The following is a 24,023-nucleotide window of genomic DNA, read 5'->3' on the forward strand; positions in this document are numbered from 1 at the left end:
GGGACCATGAACGATCGCAACGACGCCTACGAGCGCTGGCCGGAGGAGAGGTTCCGGCAGCTCAGGAAGCAGGCCGACCCGGCCGTCGACGAGGTGGTGGCCGCCTACCTGAGCGAGCAGCCCGAGGGGAGGGGCCCGCTGGAGCTGGTGCGGGCCGTGATCGAGGAGCTGGGGCGGGCCAAGCGGGAGGCCAGGGCGCCCTCGGGGGAGCCGCCCGCCTCCCGGATCTTCGACGCGCTCGACTTCACCAGTGACCTGCCCGACTGGGGCGACGACAAGGAGCTGCTGGCCAAGGGGCAGGCCGTGTTCGCCGACTACGGGCTCTACCAGTCGGCCGCGCTGTTCTGCAAGTGCCTGCCCATGGCGTACGTCGAGGTGTCCAGCGCCAAGGTGCTGGCCGGCGTGTCCAACCTCGCCACGCACAGCCTCACCCGCCGGGTCGCCGAGACCGGGCAGATGTTAGTCGACGTGATGGGGCTGAAGGCCACCGACAGCCTGCAGCCTGGCCGTCCGGGCCACACCACCGCGATCGGGCTGCGCATCCTGCACTCGTTCGTGCGCGCCCTGGTCGACGAGCGCTTCGGCGACACCTGGGACACCGAGCGGTTCGGGCCGCCGGTCAACCAGGAGCTCCTGCTGGCCACCATCTTCGACTTCTCCGTGGTCACGTGGGAGGCCCTGGAGAGCATGGGCGTGGTGCTGACGGACGAGCAGCGCGCCGCCCACCTCTACACGTGGAGCGTGTTCGGCCACCTCATGGGCGTGGAGGCGTGCCAGGACGGGCCGCTCACGCTCGACGACGTGGTGCCGGTCAGCGAGCGCCTGGGCCGGCTCTACGAGTCCAGCCCCGAGGGCCGCAGGCTGATGGCCAGGCTCCTGGAGGAGATGGAGGAGTTCATGCACCTGGGCTGGCGCAAGCTGCCCCGCAGCCTGGTGCACTGGGTCTTCCGCGACGCCCGATACGGCGCCGACCGGGTGCCGGAGCTGCTCGGCGTGCCACCGGCCGCGTGGTGGTTCACCGCCCTGTTCGCGGCGGCGCGGGCCGCGCACCGGCGTCCGTGGCTGGGCCGGCAGGCGGACTCCGTGGTGCGCTGGCTGGTGCGGCGGGCCGGGCGCGACATCGTGGTCGCCCTGGTCGACCGCCACTCGGGCGGGCAGGCGCCGTTCCGCATCCCCGCGGAGCTGGCCCGCGCCTGGCGGATCAAGCAGTCGAAGACCGCCGTGAAATCCCGCGAGATCCGCCACAGTGTCCGGCACAATATCCGGCAGAAGACAGTCGGGCGGAAGGGACTGCGCGCGTGACCGCCCCGCACGAGCCAGGCACGCTCACCACGGCGACGATCCTGTTCACCGACGTGGTGAGTTCCACCGCGCTGCGGATCAGGCTCGGCGAGGAGCGGGCCAACGTCGTCTTCCGCCGCCTCTATCAGCTGCTGCACTCTGTGGTGACGGCGAGCGGCTCGACGTTCACCAAGAGCCTGGGCGACGGGCTGATGGCCGTGTTCGACTCGGCGACCGCCGGGCTCGACGCCACCATCGCGGTGGAACAGGCGGTGGCGGACGAGAACGAGCGCGCGATGGAGAAGATCTCCATCAAGGCCGCGCTGGCCGCAGGTGATGTGTGCTGGGGACACGACGACGTCAGCGGGCTGCCGACGGTGGAGGCGGCCCGGCTGGTCGCCATCGCCGAAGGCGGCCAGGTGCTCTGCACCGACCTGGTGCGGCGGCTGGCCCAGGGGCGCAGCCGGCACGAGTTCAAGGATCTGGGGCGGCTGCCGGGCAAGGGGCTGCGCGAGCCGCTGCACACCTACGAGCTGCACTGGCAGAACGCCGACCACCACCAGAGCGGCGGGCTGCCCACCTGGCTGGACAGCGGGCACGAGCTGCCGTTCGTGGGCCGGGACGAGGAGCTGCGGGCGCTGGACGGCGAGCTGGCGGCCGCCGAGTTCGGCAGCGGCCTGGTGATCCTGCAGGGCGATCCCGGGGTGGGCAAGACGCGGCTGGCCTCCATGGTGGCCAGGCAGGCGCTCAAGCGGCAGTTCACGGTGCTGGCGGGGCGGTGCACGGATCCGGCGCGGCAGGCCTACGAGCCGATCGCCGGCGCCGTGGAGCGGCTGGCCCGCACCTCGCCCGCGCTGCTCCTGCGGGCCGGGGTCGACCAGCAGTGCGGCCAGCTGGTGCGCCTGGCGCCGTCACTCGGCGCGCCGCCGATGTCGCTGCAGGTGCCGCCCGCCACCGAGCCGGTCTCGGAGCGCTACCAGCTGATGGCGGCGGCCCGCACCCTGATCGAGCGGCTGGCCACCGTGCGGCCGGTGCTGCTGGTGATCGACGACCTGCAGTGGGCGACGCTGGAGTCGCTGCAGATGCTGGGCTCCCTCATGTACGACGCCGAGGCCATGCCGCTGCTCATCCTGGCCACGTCGCGGCCGGTGCCGGTCGAGTCCGCCATGCCGGAGCTGCACAAGCTGACCGCCGACGGCCGCGTCGTGCAGGTCTCGTCATTCGGCCTCGACGAGGTCTCCGACCTGCTGTCGCAGGTCCGCTCCGGTGGCGACCCCGAGCAGCTGCACCGGATCACCGGCGGCAACGCGTTCCTGATCAGCGAGGTGGCCAGAGAGCTGGCCGCGGGCAAGGATCTGGACGCGCTGGCCGTGCCCGACTCGGTCACGAGGATGGTGCTGGCCCGGCTGGCGCAGCTGCACCCGGACGCCAGGGACCTGATCAGCCTGCTGGCGGTCGGCGAGCGCATGGAGTCGGCCGAGTTGCGGCTGGGGCTGGGCCTGGACGAGGCGCGGTTCGTGGCCGCGGTGGAGGAGGCGCTGGGCGCCGGCCTGGTCACCATGTCGGGACGCGGCACCTGCCGGTTCTCCCACGAGCTGACCAGGAACGCTCTCTACGCCACGCTCTCACCGCCGCGTGCCGGGCTGCTGCACGGGCGGGTGGCCGACGCGTTGTGCCAGGCGGACCCGACAGCCATGGAGTCGCGACCCTACGTGGTGGCCGCGCACCTGCTGGCCGCCGCCGAGCACGGCCGCGACCCGGCCCGCGTCGGCGCGGCAGCGGAGGCGGCGGTGCGCGCGGCGCAGCACGCCTTGGCCGGGCTGGCGCACCGCGAGGCGGTCACCTGGTATCAGCGGGTGCTGGAGCTGCTCGAGGACTTCCCCGGCGCCAGCGTGGAGCGGCGCGCGGAGCTGCTGCTGGAGTGCGGCACGGCGATGTGGCTGGCCGGACATCCCGAGGCGCGCCCGACCCTGGTGGCGGCGGCGGACCTGGCCAGGGAGTGCGGCCGGGGCGATCTGATCGTCACGGCGGCGCTCGGCGGCGACCGCGGCTTCACCAGCATCTCGGCCGCCCCCGACGAGCAGCGCATCGCGTTGCTGACCGAGGCCAGGCGGCTGGTCGACTCCACCGACGTGAGCACCAGGGCGCTGCTGGCGGCCCATCTCGCCTCGGAGCTGATCTGGGCGCCCGACGGGGAGCGCCGCTTCGCGCTGAGCGACGAGGCCGTGGCGCTGGCCCGCAAGTCCGGCGACGCGCGCACGCTGGCCCTGGTGCTGTGCCTGCGCAGCCTCACCATCATCCCCGCCGATCCGCTGCACCAGCGCCACCGCGACGGCGACGAGATGCTGCAGGCGGCCCGCAGGACCGGCGACGACCTGGTGTTGTTCCACGGTTACATGCAGCGGACGCCTCCCGTCCTGGACAGCGGCGACGCGGCCCGCGCCGCCACGCTGCTGGACCAGGCAGACGAGCTGGCGCACCGGCTGGCGCAGCCATACCTCCACTGGCTGGTCGGCTACTCCAAGAGCGGGCTGACTCTCATGCAGGGCGATCTGGCGCAGGCGGAGGCGGAGGCGACGGCGGCCATGCGGCTCGGCTCGGAGATCGGCCGCCGCCTGGAGGCCGTGGCGATCTACTCCGAGCAGATCGCCGAGATCCGGCGGCTCCAGGGACGGTTGTGGGAGTTGCGTGACCGGCTGCGCCGCGCCGCCCAGGCGCCCCGCGTGGACCCCGTGCACGCGGTGCTGCGCTATCTCTGCGAGATGGGCGACGAGGAGGCCGGCCCGCTGCTCGATCGCATCCTGGCCGACCAGGGCGCGGTGCCGCCGCGCACCATGGGGCACCGGCCCGCCCTGGACAACCTGGCCGTGGCCGCCTCCCGGCTCGGGCGGGCGGACCTGGCCGCGCAGCTCTACGGCTCGCTGGCCGCCGAGGGCGAGACGTTCGGCCACAGCACGGTGGCGCACCACTGCGGGCACCACTACCTGGCTCACCTGTGCGTGACGATGGGCGACCTGCCGCGGGCCGCGGAGCACTTCGAGGCCGCGGCGGAGGTGCACGAGCGGAGGGAGGTGCCGCTCATGCTCGCCGAATCCCTGCTGGACTGGGCGGACCTCCTGGACGCAGGCCAGGTGAGCGGCCCCAAACCGGCGGACCTGCGCGAATGGTGTGCCTCCCTGCTGTCCGGCCGCGGCGCCCTCCTCCTGGAGCGCCGCCTGCGCTGACCTCATCCGCGGGTCATTCCTTCACCACGATCTTGCTGAGCACCACGAACCCGCCGAGCGCCCCCGCGGTGCCGGCGGCGGTCGTGGTGGTGAGGTTGACCACGAGATCATAGGTACCGGGGGCGAGCTGACCGCGCATCGGGATGGAGGCCGTATATCGGCCCGACCCCGGTGTGAAGGTCATCTCCACGGGGGGCGAAGGATGCCTCGACTCGCCACCGCCCAGCAGATCGGCGATGATCTCCAATTGCCAGCAGCCGGCCAGCCAGTCGATGAGCTCGCCGGTGACCTCCCAGCTCACGTCCACGGTCCACCCCTCGCCGCACCGCACGACGGTCGTGGGCTGCGCGCCCGGATCGACAACCTGGCCGTGGAGAGCACCGGCCAGCTGCTCGGCCGGTACCTTCATCACCTGGAAATCTCCGGTTGCCATCTGTTCTCCCTTCAGTGAGGACCGTGTCCCCGTGTGAAGGAGCAGAGAGCCGGCACCGGCGGTCAGATACGCGTCCTTCGGCGTGATGTCAGGACGGGCGCAGGCGCACGACATCGCGGTCGAGCCCGCCGACGCCGCCCACGCCGCCCACGCCGAGCAACTGCGTCGTCCGTACGAGCTCGGCGTGCAGCAGGTCGAGCACCCGCGTCACCCCTGCCTCGCCGCCGGCCATCAGTCCGTACAGATAGGCCCTGCCGATGAAGCACGCCCGCGCGCCCAGGGCGACCGCGGCGGCCACGTCGGCCCCGCTGCGGACGCCGCCGTCCAGGAAGACCTCCGTGCGGTCCCCGACGGCGTCCACCACCTCGGGGAGCAGCTCCAGCGGCGTGGGGGAGCGGTCGAGCTGCCGCCCGCCGTGGTTGGACACCACCAGGCCGTCCACCCCGACGGCGGCCAGGTCCTTGGCGTCGTCCACCCGCTGCACGCCCTTGACCAGCAGCTGCCCCTGCCACGCCGACCTGATCCACTCCAGGTCCTTGATCGTCACGGACGGGTCGAACATCACGTTCGTGATCCCGGCCAGGTCGTCAGGTGCGCCGTCCACTGTGGCGAACCTGAGCGGCTCGCTGGTGACGAAGTCGAACCACCACGCCGGCCGCCGCAGCGCCTGCAGCACACTGCGCCAGCGCAGTGACGGCGGGACCGTCAGCCCGTGCCGCACATCACGCAGCCGTGCCCCGGCCACCGGCACGTCCACGGTCACCACCAGCACGTCCATGCCTGCGTCCCTGGCCAGGGACAACGTCTCCAGGGTGCGGGCGCGCTCGCGCACGACGTAGAGCTGGAACCAGTTCCACCCGCCGGGCGCCGCGGCCGCCACGTCCTGGGCCGTTGTGGTGCCCATGGTGGACAGCGTGTACGGCACTCCGGCCCGCTCCGCCGCCCTGGCCACCGCCCGCTCGCCCGCCCGGTGCATCATCCTGGTGAACCCGGTGGGCCCGAGCACGACCGGCATCGCGATCCGCCGGCCCAGGATCTCGACCGCCGTCGGGGCCTCGGCGACGTCCCGCAGCACCCGCGGGCGGAACTCCACCCGCCCGAACGCCTCCACCGCCCTGGCCATCGACCGCTCACCCTCGGCGGCGCCGTCGACGTAGTCGAACACCATCCGGGGCGCCCGCTTCATGGCCAGCCGTCGCAGATCCTCGACATCGGCGGCGTCCGCCACCCGCCGCGCCCCGCCCAGCCGCGGCCAGCCGGGCAGAACGGTCCGCAGCTCCCGCCACCGAGGCAGGCGCCGTGGTTCCTTCGGTGCCGTGTCGATGCCCAGGACGCTACCAAAGTACGGTGGAGTGGTGATCGACGCCCCGCTCCCCACACGCCGGGTTCGCGGCACCGCCGACTCACGATCAATGCGTGGGGCCGCGGCCGGGTCAGACCGATCGAAGGCGGTGCGGTGGCGGTGAGTGACGCGGCGGGCCGGATGGGGGAGCCGGGAGCGGTCGCCGGGAGGCGGGATGGACGCGGCCACCGGTGGGCGGCACTGGCTCAGCGGTGGGAGGCGCTCGCGGGTGGCTCGCCGGCCGCGCGGGCCCTCGGCGCCGAGCTGATCGCCCGGTGGGCCGAGCCGCATCGCCGCTACCACGACCTGGCCCACCTGACAGCCGTGCTGGACGCCGTCGACGAACTGGCGGGCGAGGCCGAGGACCCGGCGGCGGTGCGCCTGGCCGCCTGGTTTCACGACGCGGTCTACGACGGCAGGCCGGGCTGGGACGAGGAACGCAGCGCCCAGCTGGCCCAGTCGCGGCTGCCCAGGTGCGGCGTGCCCGCGGCCCGGATCGGCGAGACCGCCAGGCTGGTACGCCTCACCGCCGCCCACGACACCCTGACCGACGGCGACGCCAACGGCGCGGTCCTGTGCGACGCGGACCTGGCCGTCCTGGGCCGCCCCGGGTACGACGCCTACGCGGCCGCCATCCGCCAGGAGTACGCCCACGTGCCCGACGACCTGTTCAGAGCAGGCCGCGCGGAGGTGCTGCGCCGCCTGCTGGCCGCGCCCCGCCTCTACCGCACCGCCCAGGCGGCAGGCCTGTGGGAGGAGCGCGCCCGCGCCAACATGACGGCCGAACTGGCCAGGCTCACGGCGGGTTCAGCGGGGTGAGTGGCGTTTGCGGCGACGCAGGCCCGCGGCGATCAGCCGCCGTAACAGCTCGCGCGAGCTGACCGCCTCGGCCCCCAGCGACACCGCCCGCGCGTGCACGGTCTCCGGCACGTCGTAGTGATCCCGGTCGAACGCCCGCGCCGGCACCCCCAGCCGTGCCGCGAAGTCGTGCAGCTCCTCCAGCGAGCGGTCGCTGACCAGGTGCGACCACATCAGGCCGCGCGGCCCCGGCCAGTGGGGAGGGTCGATGAGAACGGTCACGTCGTCAAGGGTAGGACCCTGCCGCGCACCTCGATCTCGCCCAGCCCCGTCACCACGACATCGGCCCCGCGATCACGTGGCTCGCTCCTGCGGCCGCCTTCCCCGGTCACCCCCACCACCAGCCCGAATCCGCCCTTCCTTCCCGCTTCGATCCCGGGCAGCGCCGCGGCCACCACCGCGATCTTGTCCGCGGGCAGGTCGAGCCGGCGCGCCGCCTCCAGGAACAGGGCGGGCTCCGGCATGCCGGGCAGGTTCATCAGGGCCGCGTCGTTCCCGTCGATCAGCACGTCGAACAGATGGGACAGGCCCGCCGAGTTCACCAGCTTGCGCCCGTGCAGGCTGGGGGACACGGCCCCGGTACGGGCGCCCCGCCGCCGCAGCTCGTGCAGCAGGGCGACCGTGGCCGGGAACGCGGCGACCCCGTACTTGTCCACCTGCGCGACGAAGATCTGATCCTTGGCCAGCCCCAGCCCGTGCACGGTCGGCGCGCCGGGCTCGTCGTCCGCCGACCCCTCGGGCAGCGTGATGCCGCGCGAGGCCAGGAACGTGCGGATGCCGTCCAGCCGCGGCCGCCCGTCCACATGGCGCAGGTAGTCGTCGCGGATGTCGAACGGTCCGGAGCGGCCGCGCAGGAACGCGTCGAAAACGTGCTTCCAGGCGGCCGCGTGCCCCCGCGCGGTATCGGTGACCACCCCGTCGGTGTCGAACACGACGGCGCTGATCCTCGCCAGGTCGATGACAAGCTCGCTCACAGTGCGAACGTAACCGCTCTACCAGGCGACGGGTAGCTCCTTGACGCCGTAGACGATGGCGAGCTCCCTGAACGGCACCTCGCCCTCGATCCGCAGCGTCGGAAACCGGCGCAGCAGGGCGCGGAAGGCGATGCGCATCTCCATCTGCGCCAGCGGCGCGCCGACGCAGCGGTGGATGCCGTGGCCGAACGCCAGGTGCGAGACGTCCCGGCCGGGCCGGATCTCGTCGATGTCCTCGCCCAGGGCCGGGTCGCGGTTGGCGCCGATCAGCGAGCACAGGACCAGCTCGCCCTTCTTGATCGTTACCCCGTGCAGCTCCAGGTCGTCGCGGGCGAAGCGGGGGAAGGCCACCTGCACGACCGACATGTAGCGCAGCAGCTCCTCGACCACGTCGTTGACGTAGCCGTCGACCTCGCGCACCTTCGCGGCCTGCTCCGGGTTCTGCAGCAGCCACAGCGTGCCCAGCGCGAGCATGCTGGTGCTGGTGTCGTGCCCGCCGGTCAGCAGGCCGTCGGCCATGCTGGCCAGCGTGCGGTCGTCCAGCTCGTCGCCGTGGTCGCGCAGGAGCTGCCCCAGCAGGCCCTCGCCGGGGTTCTGCCGCTCCCTGGCGACCAGCTCCGTCAGGTACGTCATCGCGTCGTTGATCGCCTGCAGCGACGCCTCGGGCCCGGCCGTGAAGTCGAAGCGGTCTTTGCTGATCTTGACGAATCCGGCGCGCTCGTCATACGGCACGCCCAGCAGCTCGCACACCACCAGCGACGGGATCGGCAGCGCGAACTCCTCGAACAGGTCCACCGGCATGCTCTCGGCGCCCTTGGCCTCGATGCGGTCCAGCGCCTCTTCGACCATGGCCTCGATGCGCGGCTCCATCCTCCGCAGGCGCCGCATGGTGAACTCGGGGGTGAGGAACTTGCGCAGGCGGGTGTGCTCGGGCGGGTCGCGGAAGCCGAGGCCGCCCGGGTCCTCCTGGTTGGAGCCGAGACCGATGACGCCCGCGAAGTCGTTGCTGAAGCGCTCGTGATCGCCGAGCACGGCGCGGACGTCCTCCCAGCGGGTGACGAGGTAAACCGTCTGATCGCCGGGGATCTCCATCGGGAAGACCGGGTGCTCGGCCCGGATGCGTCCGAGCTCGTCCACCGGGTCCAAGCCGTCGCGCATGAACTGGACGAGCGGGAACTCATTGTCTGACATCGATATCCGTCCTGCTGGATACATCGCACGATCTTGGGATAAATCCCTCGATCGATGGTCCCATCCAGAAGCGCGTTCGGTGCCCTCCGAAAGGACGAATTTTTGTCTCAGACCTGCGACGATCACCGCCTCGTCAGCCGCCGTGACCTCACCCCGACGGCCGGCAGGGCAACGCGACACACCGGTGATGGTGGGAATCAGGAGCAAACTGAGGAAGCCGTTTGCGTTTCGCGTACAAGATGGCGACATTCTGCGATGATCTCGTCGCATAGAGCCGGAGCCACAGCCATCACGGATAGTGACAGATGCCGACATTCGAGGAAATAGCAGGCTTCGTCAGCGAGAAGCCGCTCGCCACCGCTGTCATCGCGCTGCTCGGCCTGGCCGGGCTGGCGCTCGCGTTCCTGGTGCTCAGGGTCGCGTGGAAAGCCGCAGCCTGGCTGCTCGCCAGATACGTCGCCCCGCGTCCGGTCGAGGACGTGCTGACCATCATGGCCGCCTCCATCGCCACGGGCGTGTCCGCGCAGGGTATGTGGCGCTTCTCACAGGATGTGCTGGGGCTCGACGGGCCGCTCAGGTTACTGCTGTTCGCGTTCATTGAGATCGCGATCATCACGAGCGCCGTCCGCGCCCGCCGCAACATGCGCGAGAACTTCTCCGCCGGCATCGACGGCATCGCCGTGTGGGCGCTGACCTGCCTGACCGCGGTGTTGTCCAGCATGGACGCGCGCAGCCTGCCCGAGGCCGTGTTCCGGCTGGCCGCCCCGCTGGTGGCGGCCTGGCTGTGGGAGCGCGGCATGGCCATCGAACGCCACCGCATCCGCGGCACCGGCCGCATCAACTGGCGGCTCACGCCCGAACGGGCGCTGGTCAGGCTCGGGCTGGCCGAGGTCAGCGACCGTACGACCAGCGAGGTCGACGCGCACCGCAGGCTCACCCGGGTCGCGCTGGCCGCCAAGCGGGCCAAGGCGCTGCGCGAGGGCGGGGCTTCCGACCGCAAGATGCGCCACGCGCTGGCCAGACTCGACAAGGCCATGGACCAGGCCGTCGAGCACACCGGCCTGGCCGTGGACCCGGCCCGGCAGGAGGCGCTGCTGGCCCAGATCGCCGCGCTCTACAACACCTCCGCGCTCATCGACGCCGACCCCCGCGTGCCCTGGGAGCCCGAGGCCGACCACCACCCGGTTCCCGCCCGCCCGGCGCTGCCGCCCGCACTGGCCGAGCTCGTCAACGACGAGGACGAGGACGTCGAGGTGCTCGACACCACCCCGCAGGTCGTCTCCACCGCCGAGCGCGCGGCGCAGATCCGGGCCGCCCGCGAGTTCTGGGACCGGCAGATCGCCAAAGGAATCGTGCCGCGTACCGTGGACATCGCTCAGGAGATCGGCATCTCGCTGGCCACGGCGCGCGAGTATCGTGCCCTGTGGAAGCTGGAGCCGCAGGCGCACGCCATCATCGAGGCGCTGTACCAGCAGCACGGCATCGTGGACACCGGCGCCTTCCCCGTGCTCGGAGCCGACGGGAGGGTGCTGACCAAGCACTGAGGGCACCGGGGGAGCACACGCTTGCGGGAGCGCACACTCGATCGCGTCAGGAAACTCCTGGCCAAGGCCGAACGCACCGACAACGACCACGAGCGGGCCACGTTCATGGCGGCGGCTTCGGCGCTCATGGCCAAGCACGGCATCGACGCGCTCCCGCCCGCCGGCACGCGGCAGGTGCCCGGCGACCGGATCGTCACCCTGCCGGGCCCGTGGGCCGGGGAGAAGGCCCGCCTCGTGAGCCTGGTGGCGCAGGCCGTGCGCTGCCGGCCGCTGCTCATCGGGCGGGGGGACGGAGGGCAGCGGGTGCACGTGTTCGGGTTCGCCGCCGACCTGGAGCGCGCCGACCTGCTGGCGACGTCGCTGCTGCTGCAGATGGCCTCCGGGCTGGCGCGCGTACGGGTCCCTGAGGACGTCACGGCCGTGCGGGCGTATCGGCGGTCGTGGCTGCTGGGGTTCACCGACGAGGTTTACAGGCTGCTGTGCGCGGCCGAGTCGCGGGCCGAGGCCGACGCCGCCGGCACGGGCACCGAGCTCGTGCTGGCCGATCGGCGTGGCGAGGTGGAGCGGGCGGTCGCGGCCCACTACCCGAACATCAGGATGAGCGTGCCCCGCACCAGTGGCTCCGGGTACCGCGCCGGCGTGGCCGCCGGTCGCCGCGCCGACCTCGGCCGCACCGGTATGCCGGCCGCCACGGCCCGCGAGCTCACCTGACGAGGGAAATACGTTCTGGCGCCCATGCGCAGCGCCAATCACGAACTGATCGCATTCACTGTGCGCGAATGATCATCCTTGGCGAAGATCCGTCATGCGTTTACGCTGTGATCGTTTTGTCTTCCGCCTACGGAGTGATCATGGGTTTAGCACGGACGAGCATCACCGCCCTGGCCGGCGCTCTCATCGTGGCGTCCGCGGGGCAGGCAGCAGGCGCGAGCCCGGCCGCGGCAGACGCGTGCCCGGCGACCACCGACCAGTGGCAGGCCGTCGATCTGGGAGTGATCGGCCGCGCGCTCGACATCAATGACCAGGGGCAGATCGCCGGTTGGGCAACCAACGCGGCAGGCCGTTCCCAGGCGATGATCTGGGACGACGGCCAGGTCATCGACGTGGGCACCCTCGGAGGTCCCACGAGCAGCGCATCGGCCATCGACGAGGACGGCCGTGTCGTCGGCAACAGCTACACGGCGGACAGCAAGGGCCACGGCTTTCTCTGGCACAACGGGACGATGGAGGATCTGGGCAACTTCGGCGCGCTCACCTTTCCCAGGGACGTCAGCCAGGGCGTCATCGTCGGCGACTACGTCGGCCTGCAGCCCGACGGCACCCGGCGCACTCATGCCTTCGTGATCCGGAACGGTGTCAAGACCGATCTCCATGTGGTCGCCGGCAGCGGGGCCTCAGACGTCAACAAGGCCGGCCAGATCGCCGGCACGCACCGCCGCACTGAAACGGTCGGCCTGCCGGCGGACCAGCAGACGCAGCGCGCCTTCCTCTGGGAGAACGGCGCCGTCACGGAGCTGGGCACGCTGGGCGGAATCTGGAGCCAGGCCAGCGGCCTCAACAATCACGGCCACGTCGTCGGCCAGTCGGCGCTTGGCGCGGACGGCGTGCTCCAGGCCGGATTCGTGTGGAGCCGCGAGACCGGCATGCGCTCCATCGAGGACGGCGACGGCCTGGCATGGCCGGCGGCCATCAACGACAACGGTGTGATCGTCGGAACGCACGCCTGCGACGCGGCCGGCGGCGCCGCCCACCCGGCGGTGTGGACCGACCCTGTGCACGCGCCGGTCCGGCTGCCGGACCCGGCGGGAGGTTCGGGGACGGCCGCCAACGCCATCAACACCAACGGGGAGATCGTCGGGACGGCGATGTACCCCAGCAATCAGCAGCACGCCGTCCTCTGGAGGCCCAACGCCGCCGGCTGACCCCGTGACCCTTCGCCCCGCTGGCCGCGCGGGGCGGAGCACAGGGCCTGGTAAGCCCTTTCCGGAGCTCCGTTTGGGCCGGCGGGGATCGGGCATAAGCGCGCACACGGAACGCCTCACGATGAGGATAGGCATCCCGTGAACGCATCCCCCCGCCTCATCACCGCCGACGACCTCCGCGACCTCGCCCGTGACCTCCTGGTCGCGGCCGGCGCGCCCGCCGGCACCGCGGTGACGGTCGCCGCGTCCCTGGTCGAGGCCGACCTCGCCGGGCACGGCTCGCACGGCGTGCGGCGGCTGACGCCTTACCTCGACGGGATCGAGGCAGGCGTGATCGTGCCCGACGCCCGCCCCGAGGTGGTCTCGCGCCGCGGCGCCACCGCCGTCGTCTCGGGGCGGCGCGGCTTCGGGCAGGCCGCCGCCCGGCTGGCCGCAGGCGAGGCGGCGCGGCTGGCCCGCGAGCACGGCACGGGCGTCGTCGCGATCAGGGAGTGCAACCACGTCGGCAGGCTCGGCGAGTACGCCGAGTCGCTGGCCGCACGGGGCCTGATCGCGCAGGTCGTCGGCAACGCCGACCCCACCGTCGCCCCGTACGGCGGGCGCCGCAGGATGCTCGGCACCAACCCCATGGCCTGGGCCGTGCCCCGGGCCGCCGGCGCGGCCGTGGTCATGGACTGGGCCACCGCCGCCATGGCCGAGGGCAAGCTGGGCCTGCTGCGCGGGACCGGCTCGCCGGCCCCGGAAGGGGTGCTCGTGGACCCTGGCGGCCGTCCCTCCACCGACCCGGACGACTTCTACCGGGGCGGGGCGCTGCTGCCGTTCGGCGGCCACAAGGGGTACGGCCTGAGCGTCCTCATCGAGCTGGTCGGCGGCCTGCTCACGGGCACCGGCACCGCCTGCTCGCCGGAGTACGACGGCACGTTCGGCACGGTGATCAGCGCGGTCGACATCGCCGCCTTCGTCCCCCTGGAGAGCTACATCGCCCAGGTCGAGACCTTCTGCGAGGCCCTGCGTGCCTCCGGCCCCGGCGTGGTCGTGCCGGGCGAGCCCGAGACCGAGGCACGTACGGCGCGGCTGAAGGAGGGGATCCCGGTGCCCGCCCCGGTGTGGGCGGAGCTGGCGGCGCTCGCCTCGCGACTCGGCGTTCCGTAGGCGCAAACCCCGCGGCCTATGGAGGGCCGCTGGACGCGGCCCACCCTGGCCTGACACGCCCCCGGAGGAGGTTAGATGTCCGCCACACCCGAGTTGAAGCGCGTCGTCCTGGGCGCCCTCGTCGGCACCGCCCTGGAGTGGTACGACTTCTTCATCTACGGCACCGCCGCCGCCCTCGTCTTCAACCGGCTGTTCTTCACCCAGGCCGACCCGGCCGCGGGCACGATCGCCGCGTTCGCCACGTTCGGCGTGGGGTTCGTGGTGCGGCCGTTCGGCGGCGTGTTGTTCGGCCACCTCGGCGACAAGATCGGCCGCCGCTCCACGCTGATCATCACGACCGTCATCATGGGCGTGTCCACCGGCCTGATCGGCCTGCTGCCCACCTACCCCGCCATCGGCGTGGCGGCGCCCATCCTCCTCACGCTCCTCCGCGTCTGCCAGGGACTCGGGGCGGGCGCGGAGTTCGGCGGCGCGGCCACGCTGCTGGCCGAGCACGCCCCGCCGGGACCGCGCGGCTACTACGCCTCCTACGCCCAGACCGGCGTGCAGATCGGCCTCGTGCTCGGCACGTCGGCGTTCCTGCTGGTGCGGCTCCTGCCCGAGGAGGACTTCCTGTCCTGGGGCTGGCGGCTGCCGTTCCTGGTGAGCTTCGCGCTCATCGGGGTGGCCCTGTACGTGCGGCTACGGGTGGCCGAGTCGCCGGTGTTCCGCGACATGGAGCGGAGCCGTGAGATCGTCAAACTGCCGATCAGGGACGCGATCGTCCGCTACCCGCGCAACTTCCTCATCGGGGTCGGGGCGCACATCTGCGACACGGCCGTGGTGTACACGCTGTCCACGTTCAGCGTCGCGTACGCCATCGCCGAGCTCGGCCTGTCCAACCGGACGGCGCTGCTGGGCGTCATCCTGTTCGGGCTGACCGTGATCGTGCTCCAGCCCGTGTACGGGCATCTGTCCGACCGGGTGGGGCGGCGGCCGCTCAACCTGTTCAGCGTGGTGTTCGTGGCGCTCTTCGTCTACCCGTACTTCCTCATGGTCGGCACCGGCGTGCCCATGGTGGTGTGGCTCGCCATGATGATCATGGGGGCGTTCGGGTTCGCGCCGCAGGTGGCCGTGCAGCCGGTGTTCTACGCCGAGTTGTTCGGCGCCCGGGTGCGCTACACCGGGTTCGCCGCCTCGCGCGAGCTGGGGGCGGCGCTGGCCGGGTTCTCGCCCCTGATCGGCGCGGCGCTCGCGGCGCGGCTCGACGGGGCTCCGTGGCTGGTCGCGGCGTTCCTGATCGCGACGGCGTTGATCTCGTTCGGGGCGTTCTGGGCCTCGCGGGAAACCAAGGATCTGGACATCGCGGCCGTCGACCCGGTGCGGCGTCCTGTCGTGGAGGAGTAGGTCATGGACATCAACGGCAGCGTCGCCGTGATCACCGGCGGCGGCACCGGCATCGGCGCGGCCGTCGCCGAAAGCCTGGCCAGGAAGGGCGCGGAGGCCGTGGTGGTCAACTACTCGCGCTCGGCGGCGGACGCCCAGGCGACCGTCGCCCGCCTGGCCGGCCTGGGCTGCAAGGCCGAGGCCATGGCCGCCGACGTGGCCGACGACGCCGCCGTGCGGCGCATGGCCGAGCGGGTCCGCGACCGGTACGGGCGCGTCGACGTGCTGGTGTGCAACGCGGGGACGACCAAGTGGGTGCCGTTCCCCGACCTGGAGGGGCTCACCGACGACGTGTGGCGGCACGTCATGGGCGTCAACCTCATGGGGCCCTTCTACTGCGCCCGCGCCTTCGCCTCCGACCTGCGGGCCGCCCACGGCGCCATCGTCAACGTGTCCTCCATCGCCGGGATCCTCGCCACCGGCTCCTCGATGGCGTACGGCGTCAGCAAGGCCGCCCTGATCCAGCTCACCCGTGACCTGGCGGTCGCCCTGGGACCTGAGGTGCGGGTGAACGCGGTCGCGCCCGGCATCGTGGCGACCCGCTGGCACATCGACCGGGTGGGGCAGCAGGGGTTCGCGGAGATGACGGCGCGGGAGGAGGCCAAGGCGCCGCTGCGGCGCACGGCCCAGCCCGAGCACATCGCCCAGATGGTGACCGCCTTACTGGAGGCGGACATGGTGACGGGGGAGGTGCTCGTGGGCGACGGCGGCCGCCACCTGACCTACTGACGCCACTGCCCGTGCTGCGCCGCCCGTGCTGCGCCGCCCGCGCTGCGCCGCCCGTGCTGCGCCGCCCGTGCTGCGCCGCCCGTGCTGCGCCGCCCGTGCTGCGCCGCCCGTGCTGCGCCGCCCGCGCTGCGCCGCCCGCGTTGCGCCGCCCGCGTTGCGCCGCCCGCGTTGCGCTGTGCTGCGTTGCCTCGTCCGTGGCGCCTGGCTGCCCCGCTGCTTTCGTGTGGGACGCAGCCAGCGCCGTGGCGGTGTGCTCCTGGGCGGTGCGGAGGGTCAACGGCGCGTGCGTTCGGCGGAAGCGCCCGGGTGGCCGTCCGAGGCGGTGGGCCATCGGACAACAGGCGAGCCGAACCGCGGGTGTCCGATGGCAGTCGGAAAAGGGGCCAGGGCCGGCGGTCAGCTGAGGGCGGCGGAGACCAGGGAGCGGGCCTCTTCCTGGACCTTGGCCAGATGGTCGGGCCCGCGGAAGGACTCGGCGTAGATCTTGTAGACATCCTCCGTCCCCGAAGGCCGCGCCGCGAACCAGGCGCTCTCCGTCGACACCTTCACCCCGCCCAGCGACGCCCCATTCCCCGGGGCGGCCGTCTGCACCGCCGTGATGGGCTCGCCCGCCAGCGACGACGCCGTCACCTGCTCGGCCGACAGCTTCCCGAGCACGGCCTTCTCCTCACGCGTCGCCGGCGCGTCCACCCGCGCGTACGCCGGCTCGCCGAACCGCCCCACCAGCTCCTTGTAATGTGCGCTCGGCGACTTGCCGGTGACGGCCAGGATCTCCGACGCCAGCAGCGCCAGGATGATCCCGTCCTTGTCGGTCGACCACACCGACCCGTCCCGCCGCAGGAAGGACGCCCCGGCGCTCTCCTCGCCCCCGAACCCGAGCGACCCGTCCAGCAGCCCCGGCACGAACCACTTGAAGCCCACCGGCACCTCGTACAGCCGCCGCCCCAGCGACTGGGCGACCCGGTCGATGATGCCGCTGCTGACCATGGTCTTGCCGATCCCGGCGTCGGACGGCCAGCCGTCACGGTGGGTGTACAGGTAGGAGATGGCGACCGCCAGGTAGTGGTTGGGGTTCAGCAGCCCGCCGTCCGGGGTGACGATGCCGTGGCGGTCCGCATCGGCATCGTTTCCTGTGGAAATATCGTATTTGTCCCGGTTGGCGATCAGCGACGCCATCGCGTACGGCGACGAGCAGTCCATCCGGATCTTGCCGTCCCAGTCGAGCGTCATGAACCGCCACGTGGGATCGACGAGGGGGTTCACCACGGTCAGGTCCAGGCCGTGCCGCTCGGCGATCTCCCCCCAGTACGCCACGCTCGCCCCGCCCAGCGGATCGGCCCCGATCCGCACCCCGGCCGACCTGATCGCGTCCAGGTCCAGCACCGACGGCAGGTCGTCCACGTACGAGCCGAGGAAGTCGTACCGGCCCGCCCTGTCCAAGGCCTTCGTGTACGGGATCCGCCGCACGGCGCTCATGTCGCTCAGCAGCCGGTTGGCCCGATCCTGGATCCACGAGGTCGCGTCGGTGTCGGCGGGCCCGCCGTGCGGCGGGTTGTACTTGAACCCGCCGTCCGCCGGCGGATTGTGCGACGGCGTGATCACGACGCCGTCCGCCAGCCCCGACCTCCGCCCCCGGTTGTGCGCCAGGATGGCGTGCGAGACGGCGGGCGTGGGCGCGTAGCCGTCTCGCGTGTCGATCAGCACCTCGACCTCGTTGGCCGCGAACACCTCCAGCGCCGACACCCGCGCAGGCTCCGACAGCGCGTGCGTGTCGATGCCCAGGAACAGCGGCCCGTCCGACCCCTGCTCGCGCCGGTATTCGCAGATGGCCTGGCTGGTGGCCAGGATGTGGTCCTCGTTGAACGCGGTGTTGAACGACGAACCCCGGTGCCCCGACGTGCCGAACGCGACCCGCTGCCCCACCTCCTCCGGATCGGGACGCAGGGCGTAATAGGACGTCACCAGCCGGGCGACGTCGACCAGGTCGGCAGGCTGAGCGGGCTGTCCGGCGCGTTCGTGGGTCATGTAGGCCACTTTACAAACGTGCTCGGCTCCGGGGGATGACCGTATGGCGGCCGGGGAATGTAGATTCGCGTCAGCCACCAGAACGGAGTTCTGTAACTATGCGTTACGGGTATTATCTCACCGAGCCCAAAGGATCCGACCCTGTCGGCGGCCTCCGCGACCAGATCGCGCAGGCGGCGGAGGACGGTTTCTCCTCGGCCTGGCTCTCCAACATCTTCGGCCTGGACGCGCTCACCGCGCTGGCCGCCGCCGGCGCGCAGGCGCCCCCCATCGAGCTGGGCACCGCGGTCGTGCCGACGTACCCGCGCCACCCGGCCGTGCTCGCCCAGCAGGCCATGACCACCAACGCCGCGCTCGGCGGGCGGCTCGCGCTCGGCATCGGGCTGTCGCACAAGATGGTCATCGAGGGCATGTACGGCTACGACTTCGAGCGCCCGGGCCGGCACATGAAGGAATACCTCGACGTCCTGCTCCCGCTCAGCCGGGGCGAGCACGTCAAATACCAGGGCGAGACCGTCAAGGCGAATCTCAGGCTGACCACGCCGGGAGCGGGCTTCCCCGTGCTGGTGGCCGCGCTGGGGCCGCGCATGCTCAAACTGGCCGGCACCGTGGCCGACGGCACCGTCCTGTGGATGACCGGGCCCAAGACCGTCGCCGAGCACGTCGCGCCCACGATCACGGCGGCCGCGGCCGAGGCGGGCCGCGAGGCGCCGCGCATCGTCTGCGCGCTGCCCGTGTGCGTCACCGACGACCCCGACGCCGCCGTCACCCGGGCGAACGAGATCTTCGCGGTGTACGGGCAATTGCCGTCCTACCGTGCCATGCTCGACAGGGAAGGCGCGGCCAATCCCGGCAACGTGGCCGTCATCGGCGACGAGAAGGCCGTGCTGGCCCAGCTCGAAGAGCTCGAGCGGGCCGGGGTGACCGATTTCGTGGGGTCCGTGTTCAGCAACAAGGAACGCACTCGGAACCTGCTAATCGGCGCGGCGCGGGGCTGATCGGTAGACATCTCAATAAAATCCGGCAAGGTGAAGGGCGTGCTGCAAGGCATCGATGTGTCTAATTGGCAGGGCTCCGTCGACTGGACCGGCCACGCAGAAGCCGGAGTGGCCTTCGCCTTCGCCAAGGCCACCGAGGGCGGCGACTGGACCGACAAGTTGTTCGCGCGCAACTGGAACGGCATGCGCGAGACCTGGTTGGTCTGCGGCGCCTACCACTTCGCCAGGCCCAAGGGCGACCCCATCGAGCAGGCCCGCCACTTCCTGGACACCATCAGGGCGGCCGGTGGGCTGCGCCGCGGTGACCTGATCGCGCTCGACCTGGAGGAGGACGACGGTCTGCGGCCGGAGCGGGTCGCCAGGTTCGCGCGCCGCTGGTGCCACTTCGTCGAGCGGCACGGCCGGGTGCGGCCGTTCGTGTACACGTACTACTCGTTCGCGAACCGCGGAAACTGCGCGGGCCTGGCCGAATACCCGCTCTGGATCGCGCACCCGGAGCGGCCCCGCGGCCAGCCCCTCGTGCCCAGGCCGTGGCGGGACTGGACCATCCACCAATACGTCAACAGCCCGATCGACCGCAACGTCTTCCACGGCACCCGCAAGGAGCTGACAAAGCTGGGCTTTCACCCGCGATAGCATCGGTGTTCACCACTGAAGCAGCCCCGGCGCCGGGCGCCGGGGCGATCCCAAGGGAGTCACCGTGTCAGCCGAGCTACGCATCACCCTCGCCGGAGCCGAGCGTGTGGTCGCGGCCGGCACGACGGCCGGTGAGGCGCTCGAGGCCGACGGCCGCACGGTCGTCGCGGCCAGGGTCAACGGCGAGCCGCGCGACCTGGCCTGCGTTCTGGCCGAGGGCGACGTCGTCGAGGCGATCGAGGCCTCCAGTGAGGAAGGCCGGGCCATCGTCCGCCATTCCACCGCCCACGTCATGGCGCAGGCGGTGCAGGAGCTGTTCCCCGAGGCCAAGCTGGGCATCGGGCCGCCCGTGGACAACGGGTTCTACTACGACTTCGACGTCGAGCAGGCGTTCCACCCCGACGATCTCAAGCGCATCGAGAAGCGCATGCGGGAGATCGTCAAGGAGGGGCAGCTGTTCTCCCGCCGGCCCGTCAGCGACGAGGAAGCGCGTGAGGAGCTGGCCGCGGAGCCTTACAAGCTGGAGCTGATCGGGCTCAAGGGCGGGGCCGCCGATGAGGAGTCGGTCGAGGTCGGCGCGGGGCAGCTGACGATCTACGACAACCTCGACCCCAAGACCGGCGACCTGAAGTGGAAGGATCTGTGCCGCGGCCCGCACGTGCCGTCCACCCGGTCGATCCCGGCGTTCAAGCTCATGCGCGCAGGCGGCGCCTACTGGCGGGGCAGCGAGAAGAACCCGCAGCTGCAGCGCATCTACGGCACCGCGTGGGAGTCTCGCGACAAGCAGGACGAATACCTCAAGCTACTGGAGGAGGCCGAGAAGCGCGACCACCGCAAGCTCGGCGCCGAGCTCGACCTGTTCAGCTTCCCGCCGGAGCTGGGCAGCGGCCTGCCGATCTTCCATCCCAAGGGCGGGATCATCCGCAAGGAGATGGAAGACTACATGCGCCGGCGGCAGGCCGAGGCGGGCTACGAGTTCGTCAACACGCCGCACATCACCAAGTCGTCGCTGTTCGAGACCTCCGGCCACCTGCCGTGGTATGCCGAGGACATGTTCCCGGCATTCGAGCTGGAGGGCATCGAATACCGCGTCAAGCCGATGAACTGCCCGATGCACAACCTGATCTACCGGGCGCGCGGACGCTCCTACCGCGAGCTGCCGCTGCGGTTGTGCGAGTTCGGCTCGGTCTATCGCTACGAGAAGTCGGGCGTGGTGCACGGGCTGACCCGCGTGCGCGGCATGACGCAGGACGACGCGCACATCTACACCACCAGGGAGCAGATGGCCGATGAGATCAAGTCGCTGCTGAGGTTCGTGCTCAGCGTGCTGCGCGACTTCGGTCTGTCGGACTTCTACCTGGAGTTGTCCACCCGCGACGAGTCGGAGAAGTTCATCGGCGACCCGGCGGAGTGGGTGGAGGCCACCGAGGCCCTGCGCCAGGTCGCCACGGAGTCGGGGCTGACGCTGGTGGACGACCCGGGTGGGGCGGCCTTCTACGGGCCGAAGATCTCCGTGCAGGCCAAGGACGCGATCGGCCGCACCTGGCAGCTGTCCACGATCCAGCTCGACCTCAACCAGCCCAAGCGCTTCGGCCTGGAATACCAGGCGGCCGACGGCTCCCGGCAGACCCCGGTCATGATCCATCGGGCGCTGTTCGGCTCCGTCGAGCGCTTCCTCGGCGTGCTCACCGAGCACTATGCCGGCGCGTTCCCGCCCTGGCTGTCGCCGGTGCAGGTGGTGGGCATCCCGATCGCCGAGGCGCACGTGTCCTACCTGCAGGACGTGGCGAAGAAGCTGGCCGAGCGCGGCGTCCGGATCGAGGTGGACACCGCCGACGACCGGATGCAGAAGAAGATCCGCAACGCGCAGAAGGCCAAGATCCCCTTCATGCTGCTGGCCGGTGACGACGACATCGCCAACGGGGCGGTCTCGTTCCGCTACCGCAGCGGGGAGCAGAAGAACGGGGTGCCGGTGGACGAGGCGATCGCCGAGATCGTCGACGCCGTCGAGCGGCGCGTCCAGGTCTGACGACAAGGAATGGCGGAGCAGCCGCGCTGCTCCGCCGCTCCTTCCTGGTCACTTGGCCAGCGGCTGGCCCTGCTTGTCCGTGAACTTGCCGATCAAGATCATGATGAAGTCGATCAGCACCCACACGCCGAGACCGCCGAGCGTGATGAGCTGGAGGATGCCCGTCCCGATCTTGCCGACGTAGAAGCGGTGCACGCCGAGCGCACCCAGGAAGAAGCAGAGCAGGACGGCCACGAGCCATGACTTGGTCATGAGGGATTGCCTTTCGGTTGGGGGGACCCGCCGGGAGCAGGGCATGGCATGGCGCGCCCGACCGGCGGTGCCTGCGGGAAGCATCGACCGCAGGGCATGAAACCTTAGCAAGATCCACGGGCCGTCGCATACGTTTCCGGATTTGTCGAGTTACTGAGGGTAAGTCGCGTTATTGGGTGAATAGGCGGAATATCACGGCCGGGCGGCCGCCGAAGCGCTCCGCCTCCTGGCGGGCGAAGCCCTCGATGAGGGTGCGAGCGTAGGTCTCGGGGTCCTCGTCGGTGAGAGCCTCGATGTACGCACGGTGCTCCATGAGCGACCGCACGCCCCGCTCCAGCCCGTCGGTGACGTCCACGGCGTGGGTGGGGGTGTCGCTGCCGGCGACGGCGACCCAGCGGACGCCGTTCCAGGGGGCTGCGTCGGTGTCCGGAAATATCCACCTATTGCCCGCATCTCCGGCGGCGTCCAGGACCGCCCGCCCCACCGCACGATGATCCGGGGTGTTCCAGTACGTGCCGCCCCACGTGTCGGCCGGGTTCAAGGTGATCACCAGCTCGGGGCGGTGCCTGCGGATGGCGGCGGCGATGTCCCTTCGGAGCGCGGTGCCGTACTCGATGACGCCGTCCCGATGGTCGAGGAACTCCACGCTGCTCACGCCGACCACGGCGGCGCTGGCCCGCTCTTCACGCTCGCGCATCACGCCGCTCTTGCCGGGGTCGAGCGTGTCGATGCCCGCCTCGCCCCTCGTGGCGATCACGTACGCGACCTCCCGCCCGGCGTCGGTCCAGATGGCGACCGCGGACGCGCAGCCGTACTCGAGGTCGTCGGGGTGGGCCACGATGGCCAGGGCGCGTTGCCAGTCGTCCGGCATGGGGTCGAGTTGATCGGTTGTCATGGCTCAACACCATAGGCAGCGCCGGCGTGACGCGGAACGAGGAGCGTCCGACGGCTCGGCGTACGACGCCGTCGCGCCTGCCGGTCGCCGCGCCCACCGGTGGTGGCGCCTGCCGGCGGCGTCTGCCCGTCGCCGCGCCCACCGGCCGTCGTGCCCGCTGGCGGCGTCTGCCGGTCGGCGCGTCCACCGGCCGTCACGCTGCAGGAAGGACCTCGGTCGATGACCGGACGCGCTCTGCGCACGTGTGCGGCGGCCCCGACGTGGGCCGCCCAGGTGTGGCGTGCCGGTTGTGTGGGCCGTCCGGTTGTGTGGGCCGTCCGGTCGTGTGGCGTGCCGGTCGTCGTGTGGTGCGGCGGTCGTGTGGCGTGCCGGTCGTGTGGTGCGGCGGTCGTGTGCTGTGCGGCGGTCGTGTGCTGTGCGGTTGTGTGGTGCGGCGGTCGTGCGGCCGGAGGTGGTCGTCGCCAGGTGTGCGAGGTAACCGTTCCGGCCGCAGGCGGACCGTGGTCTGCGTCGTGGTGGTCAGGGGGCCATGGTGGCGTCGTCGGCCGACGGGTCTTCGGCGCGGGCGGGGCGGCCCTCGCCCGGGAGGCGGACGTCGTCGACCGTCACGTTGACCTCCATGACCCGCATGCCGAGCATCCGGCTCACGCTCCTGGCCACGTTCATCTTGACCTCGGTGGCGACCTCCATCACCACGTGGCCGTACTCCACCACGATCGTCAGGCTCACGGCCACCTGACGGTCCTGGATCTGCGCGCTGACGCCCTGGGTGCCGCGCCGCGAGCCGATGCCGATGCGGTCGCGTACGGACTCGAAGGCGCGCGCCAGATCGCCGCCCATGTCGGCGACCCCGGCCACTTCGAGCGCCGCCAGGGCGGCGACCTTCTCCACCACCTCGTCGGCGACCTTGATCCGCCCCTTCACCATCGCGCCGGACGGATAAGGCGCTGTGGGCTCGGGGATAGGCCCGTCCGCCTGCAGCGCCGAATTGTCGGCGTTGTCGGTGTTCTCGGCTTCGGCGGGCGGTACGGAATGCTCTGCTAAAGCTTCGCTCATCACGGCCTCCTCTAGGCGAATGCTCAGGATTGTGCCGGAAGAGCATCCCGTTTGTCC

The 24,023-nt window shown here is 71.5% G+C and carries 21 protein-coding genes; 12 read left to right on the forward strand and 9 right to left on the reverse strand.

The annotated features are described in order from the left end of the window. Positions 1-6: 6 nt before the first annotated feature. Positions 7-1,302, forward strand: coding sequence for an oxygenase MpaB family protein (locus tag OHA25_RS32130; protein ID WP_327580694.1), 1,296 nt, complete (start codon positions 7-9; stop codon positions 1,300-1,302). Beyond that, a complete protein-coding gene (locus OHA25_RS32135; RefSeq protein WP_327580695.1) occupies positions 1,299-4,505 on the forward strand; it encodes an ATP-binding protein in 3,207 nt (1,068 codons plus the stop codon). Before OHA25_RS32130 ends, OHA25_RS32135 begins: the two co-directional genes overlap by 4 nt. Positions 4,506-4,518: 13 nt before the next feature. Here the strand turns inward: OHA25_RS32135 and OHA25_RS32140 are convergent, their stop codons facing one another. Further along, on the reverse strand, positions 4,519-4,938 hold the full coding sequence (locus OHA25_RS32140) for a hypothetical protein (RefSeq protein ID WP_327580696.1): 420 nt from the start codon (positions 4,936-4,938) through the stop codon (positions 4,519-4,521). A gap of 88 nt (positions 4,939-5,026) precedes the next feature. Beyond that, on the reverse strand, positions 5,027-6,334 hold the full coding sequence (locus OHA25_RS32145) for an alpha-hydroxy acid oxidase (protein WP_327580697.1): 1,308 nt from the start codon (positions 6,332-6,334) through the stop codon (positions 5,027-5,029). An 87-nt stretch (positions 6,335-6,421) separates the two neighbouring features. Between OHA25_RS32145 and OHA25_RS32150 the strand changes: the two genes are divergently transcribed. Beyond that, positions 6,422-7,099 (forward strand): HD domain-containing protein, encoded by a 678-nt coding sequence (locus tag OHA25_RS32150; RefSeq protein ID WP_442942216.1) that lies wholly within the window; start codon positions 6,422-6,424, stop codon positions 7,097-7,099. Here the strand turns inward: OHA25_RS32150 and OHA25_RS32155 are convergent. Genes OHA25_RS32155 through OHA25_RS32165 form a run of 3 tightly spaced genes read right to left on the reverse strand, consistent with a single transcriptional unit; the run spans position 7,088 to position 9,303 of the window. Beyond that, the gene (locus tag OHA25_RS32155) at positions 7,088-7,360 is read right to left on the reverse strand and encodes a DUF4031 domain-containing protein (protein WP_305921642.1); all 273 of its coding nucleotides are present in this window, start codon (positions 7,358-7,360) and stop codon (positions 7,088-7,090) included. The two genes, OHA25_RS32150 and OHA25_RS32155, sit on opposite strands and share 12 nt — an antisense overlap. Beyond that, complete coding sequence (locus OHA25_RS32160; RefSeq protein WP_327580699.1) at positions 7,357-8,112, reverse strand: HAD family hydrolase; 756 nt, start codon at positions 8,110-8,112, stop codon at positions 7,357-7,359. Before OHA25_RS32160 ends, OHA25_RS32155 begins: the two co-directional genes overlap by 4 nt. Before the next feature lie 18 nt (positions 8,113-8,130). Next, positions 8,131-9,303, reverse strand: coding sequence for a cytochrome P450 (locus tag OHA25_RS32165; RefSeq protein WP_327580700.1), 1,173 nt, complete (start codon positions 9,301-9,303; stop codon positions 8,131-8,133). Between the two features lie 305 nt (positions 9,304-9,608). Between OHA25_RS32165 and OHA25_RS32170 the strand changes: the two genes are divergently transcribed. The 6 genes from OHA25_RS32170 (at position 9,609) to OHA25_RS32195 (ending at position 16,075) form a co-directional block, all read left to right on the forward strand. Beyond that, a complete protein-coding gene (locus OHA25_RS32170; protein WP_327580701.1) occupies positions 9,609-10,847 on the forward strand; it encodes a hypothetical protein in 1,239 nt (412 codons plus the stop codon). A 21-nt stretch (positions 10,848-10,868) separates the two neighbouring features. After that, a complete protein-coding gene (locus tag OHA25_RS32175; protein ID WP_327580702.1) occupies positions 10,869-11,558 on the forward strand; it encodes a DUF2786 domain-containing protein in 690 nt (229 codons plus the stop codon). Between the two features lie 140 nt (positions 11,559-11,698). Beyond that, a complete protein-coding gene (locus tag OHA25_RS32180; protein WP_327580703.1) occupies positions 11,699-12,769 on the forward strand; it encodes a hypothetical protein in 1,071 nt (356 codons plus the stop codon). Positions 12,770-12,907: 138 nt separating this feature from the next. Then, on the forward strand, positions 12,908-13,921 hold the full coding sequence (locus OHA25_RS32185) for an Ldh family oxidoreductase (protein ID WP_327580704.1): 1,014 nt from the start codon (positions 12,908-12,910) through the stop codon (positions 13,919-13,921). Between the two features lie 75 nt (positions 13,922-13,996). After that, the gene (locus tag OHA25_RS32190) at positions 13,997-15,307 is read left to right on the forward strand and encodes an MFS transporter (RefSeq protein ID WP_327580705.1); all 1,311 of its coding nucleotides are present in this window, start codon (positions 13,997-13,999) and stop codon (positions 15,305-15,307) included. A gap of 3 nt (positions 15,308-15,310) precedes the next feature. Further along, complete coding sequence (locus OHA25_RS32195; RefSeq protein ID WP_327580706.1) at positions 15,311-16,075, forward strand: SDR family NAD(P)-dependent oxidoreductase; 765 nt, start codon at positions 15,311-15,313, stop codon at positions 16,073-16,075. Between the two features lie 396 nt (positions 16,076-16,471). On the opposite strand, the gene pgm is transcribed toward OHA25_RS32195, so the two are convergent. Next, positions 16,472-18,100 carry a phosphoglucomutase (alpha-D-glucose-1,6-bisphosphate-dependent) gene (pgm, locus tag OHA25_RS32200; RefSeq protein WP_327580707.1) on the reverse strand — a complete coding sequence of 543 codons (1,629 nt, stop codon included), beginning with the start codon at positions 18,098-18,100 and terminating at the stop codon, positions 16,472-16,474. Positions 18,101-18,198: 98 nt separating this feature from the next. On the opposite strand from pgm, the gene OHA25_RS32205 reads away from it, so the two are divergent. The 3 genes from OHA25_RS32205 (at position 18,199) to thrS (ending at position 21,763) form a co-directional block, all read left to right on the forward strand. Then, positions 18,199-19,098, forward strand: coding sequence for a TIGR03564 family F420-dependent LLM class oxidoreductase (locus tag OHA25_RS32205; protein ID WP_327580708.1), 900 nt, complete (start codon positions 18,199-18,201; stop codon positions 19,096-19,098). A 39-nt stretch (positions 19,099-19,137) separates the two neighbouring features. Continuing rightward, positions 19,138-19,734: a glycoside hydrolase family 25 protein gene (locus OHA25_RS32210; protein ID WP_305921653.1), complete on the forward strand. Its 597-nt coding sequence runs from the start codon at positions 19,138-19,140 to the stop codon at positions 19,732-19,734. A 64-nt stretch (positions 19,735-19,798) separates the two neighbouring features. Continuing rightward, positions 19,799-21,763: a threonine--tRNA ligase gene (thrS, locus tag OHA25_RS32215; protein ID WP_327580709.1), complete on the forward strand. Its 1,965-nt coding sequence runs from the start codon at positions 19,799-19,801 to the stop codon at positions 21,761-21,763. Positions 21,764-21,811: 48 nt separating this feature from the next. Here thrS and OHA25_RS32220 read toward each other — a convergent pair whose 3' ends face one another. The 3 genes from OHA25_RS32220 to OHA25_RS32230 form a co-directional block, all read right to left on the reverse strand. Further along, entirely contained in the window at positions 21,812-22,015 is a 204-nt protein-coding gene (locus OHA25_RS32220) for a TM2 domain-containing protein (protein ID WP_305921655.1), read from the reverse strand. 169 nt (positions 22,016-22,184) lie between these two features. Continuing rightward, positions 22,185-22,910 carry a PIG-L deacetylase family protein gene (locus OHA25_RS32225; RefSeq protein WP_327580710.1) on the reverse strand — a complete coding sequence of 242 codons (726 nt, stop codon included), beginning with the start codon at positions 22,908-22,910 and terminating at the stop codon, positions 22,185-22,187. Between the two features lie 519 nt (positions 22,911-23,429). After that, complete coding sequence (locus OHA25_RS32230; RefSeq protein ID WP_327580711.1) at positions 23,430-23,966, reverse strand: Asp23/Gls24 family envelope stress response protein; 537 nt, start codon at positions 23,964-23,966, stop codon at positions 23,430-23,432. Positions 23,967-24,023: the final 57 nt, after the last annotated feature.

The organism is Nonomuraea sp. NBC_00507 (genome assembly GCF_036013525.1).
GTDB lineage: Bacteria > Actinomycetota > Actinomycetes > Streptosporangiales > Streptosporangiaceae > Nonomuraea.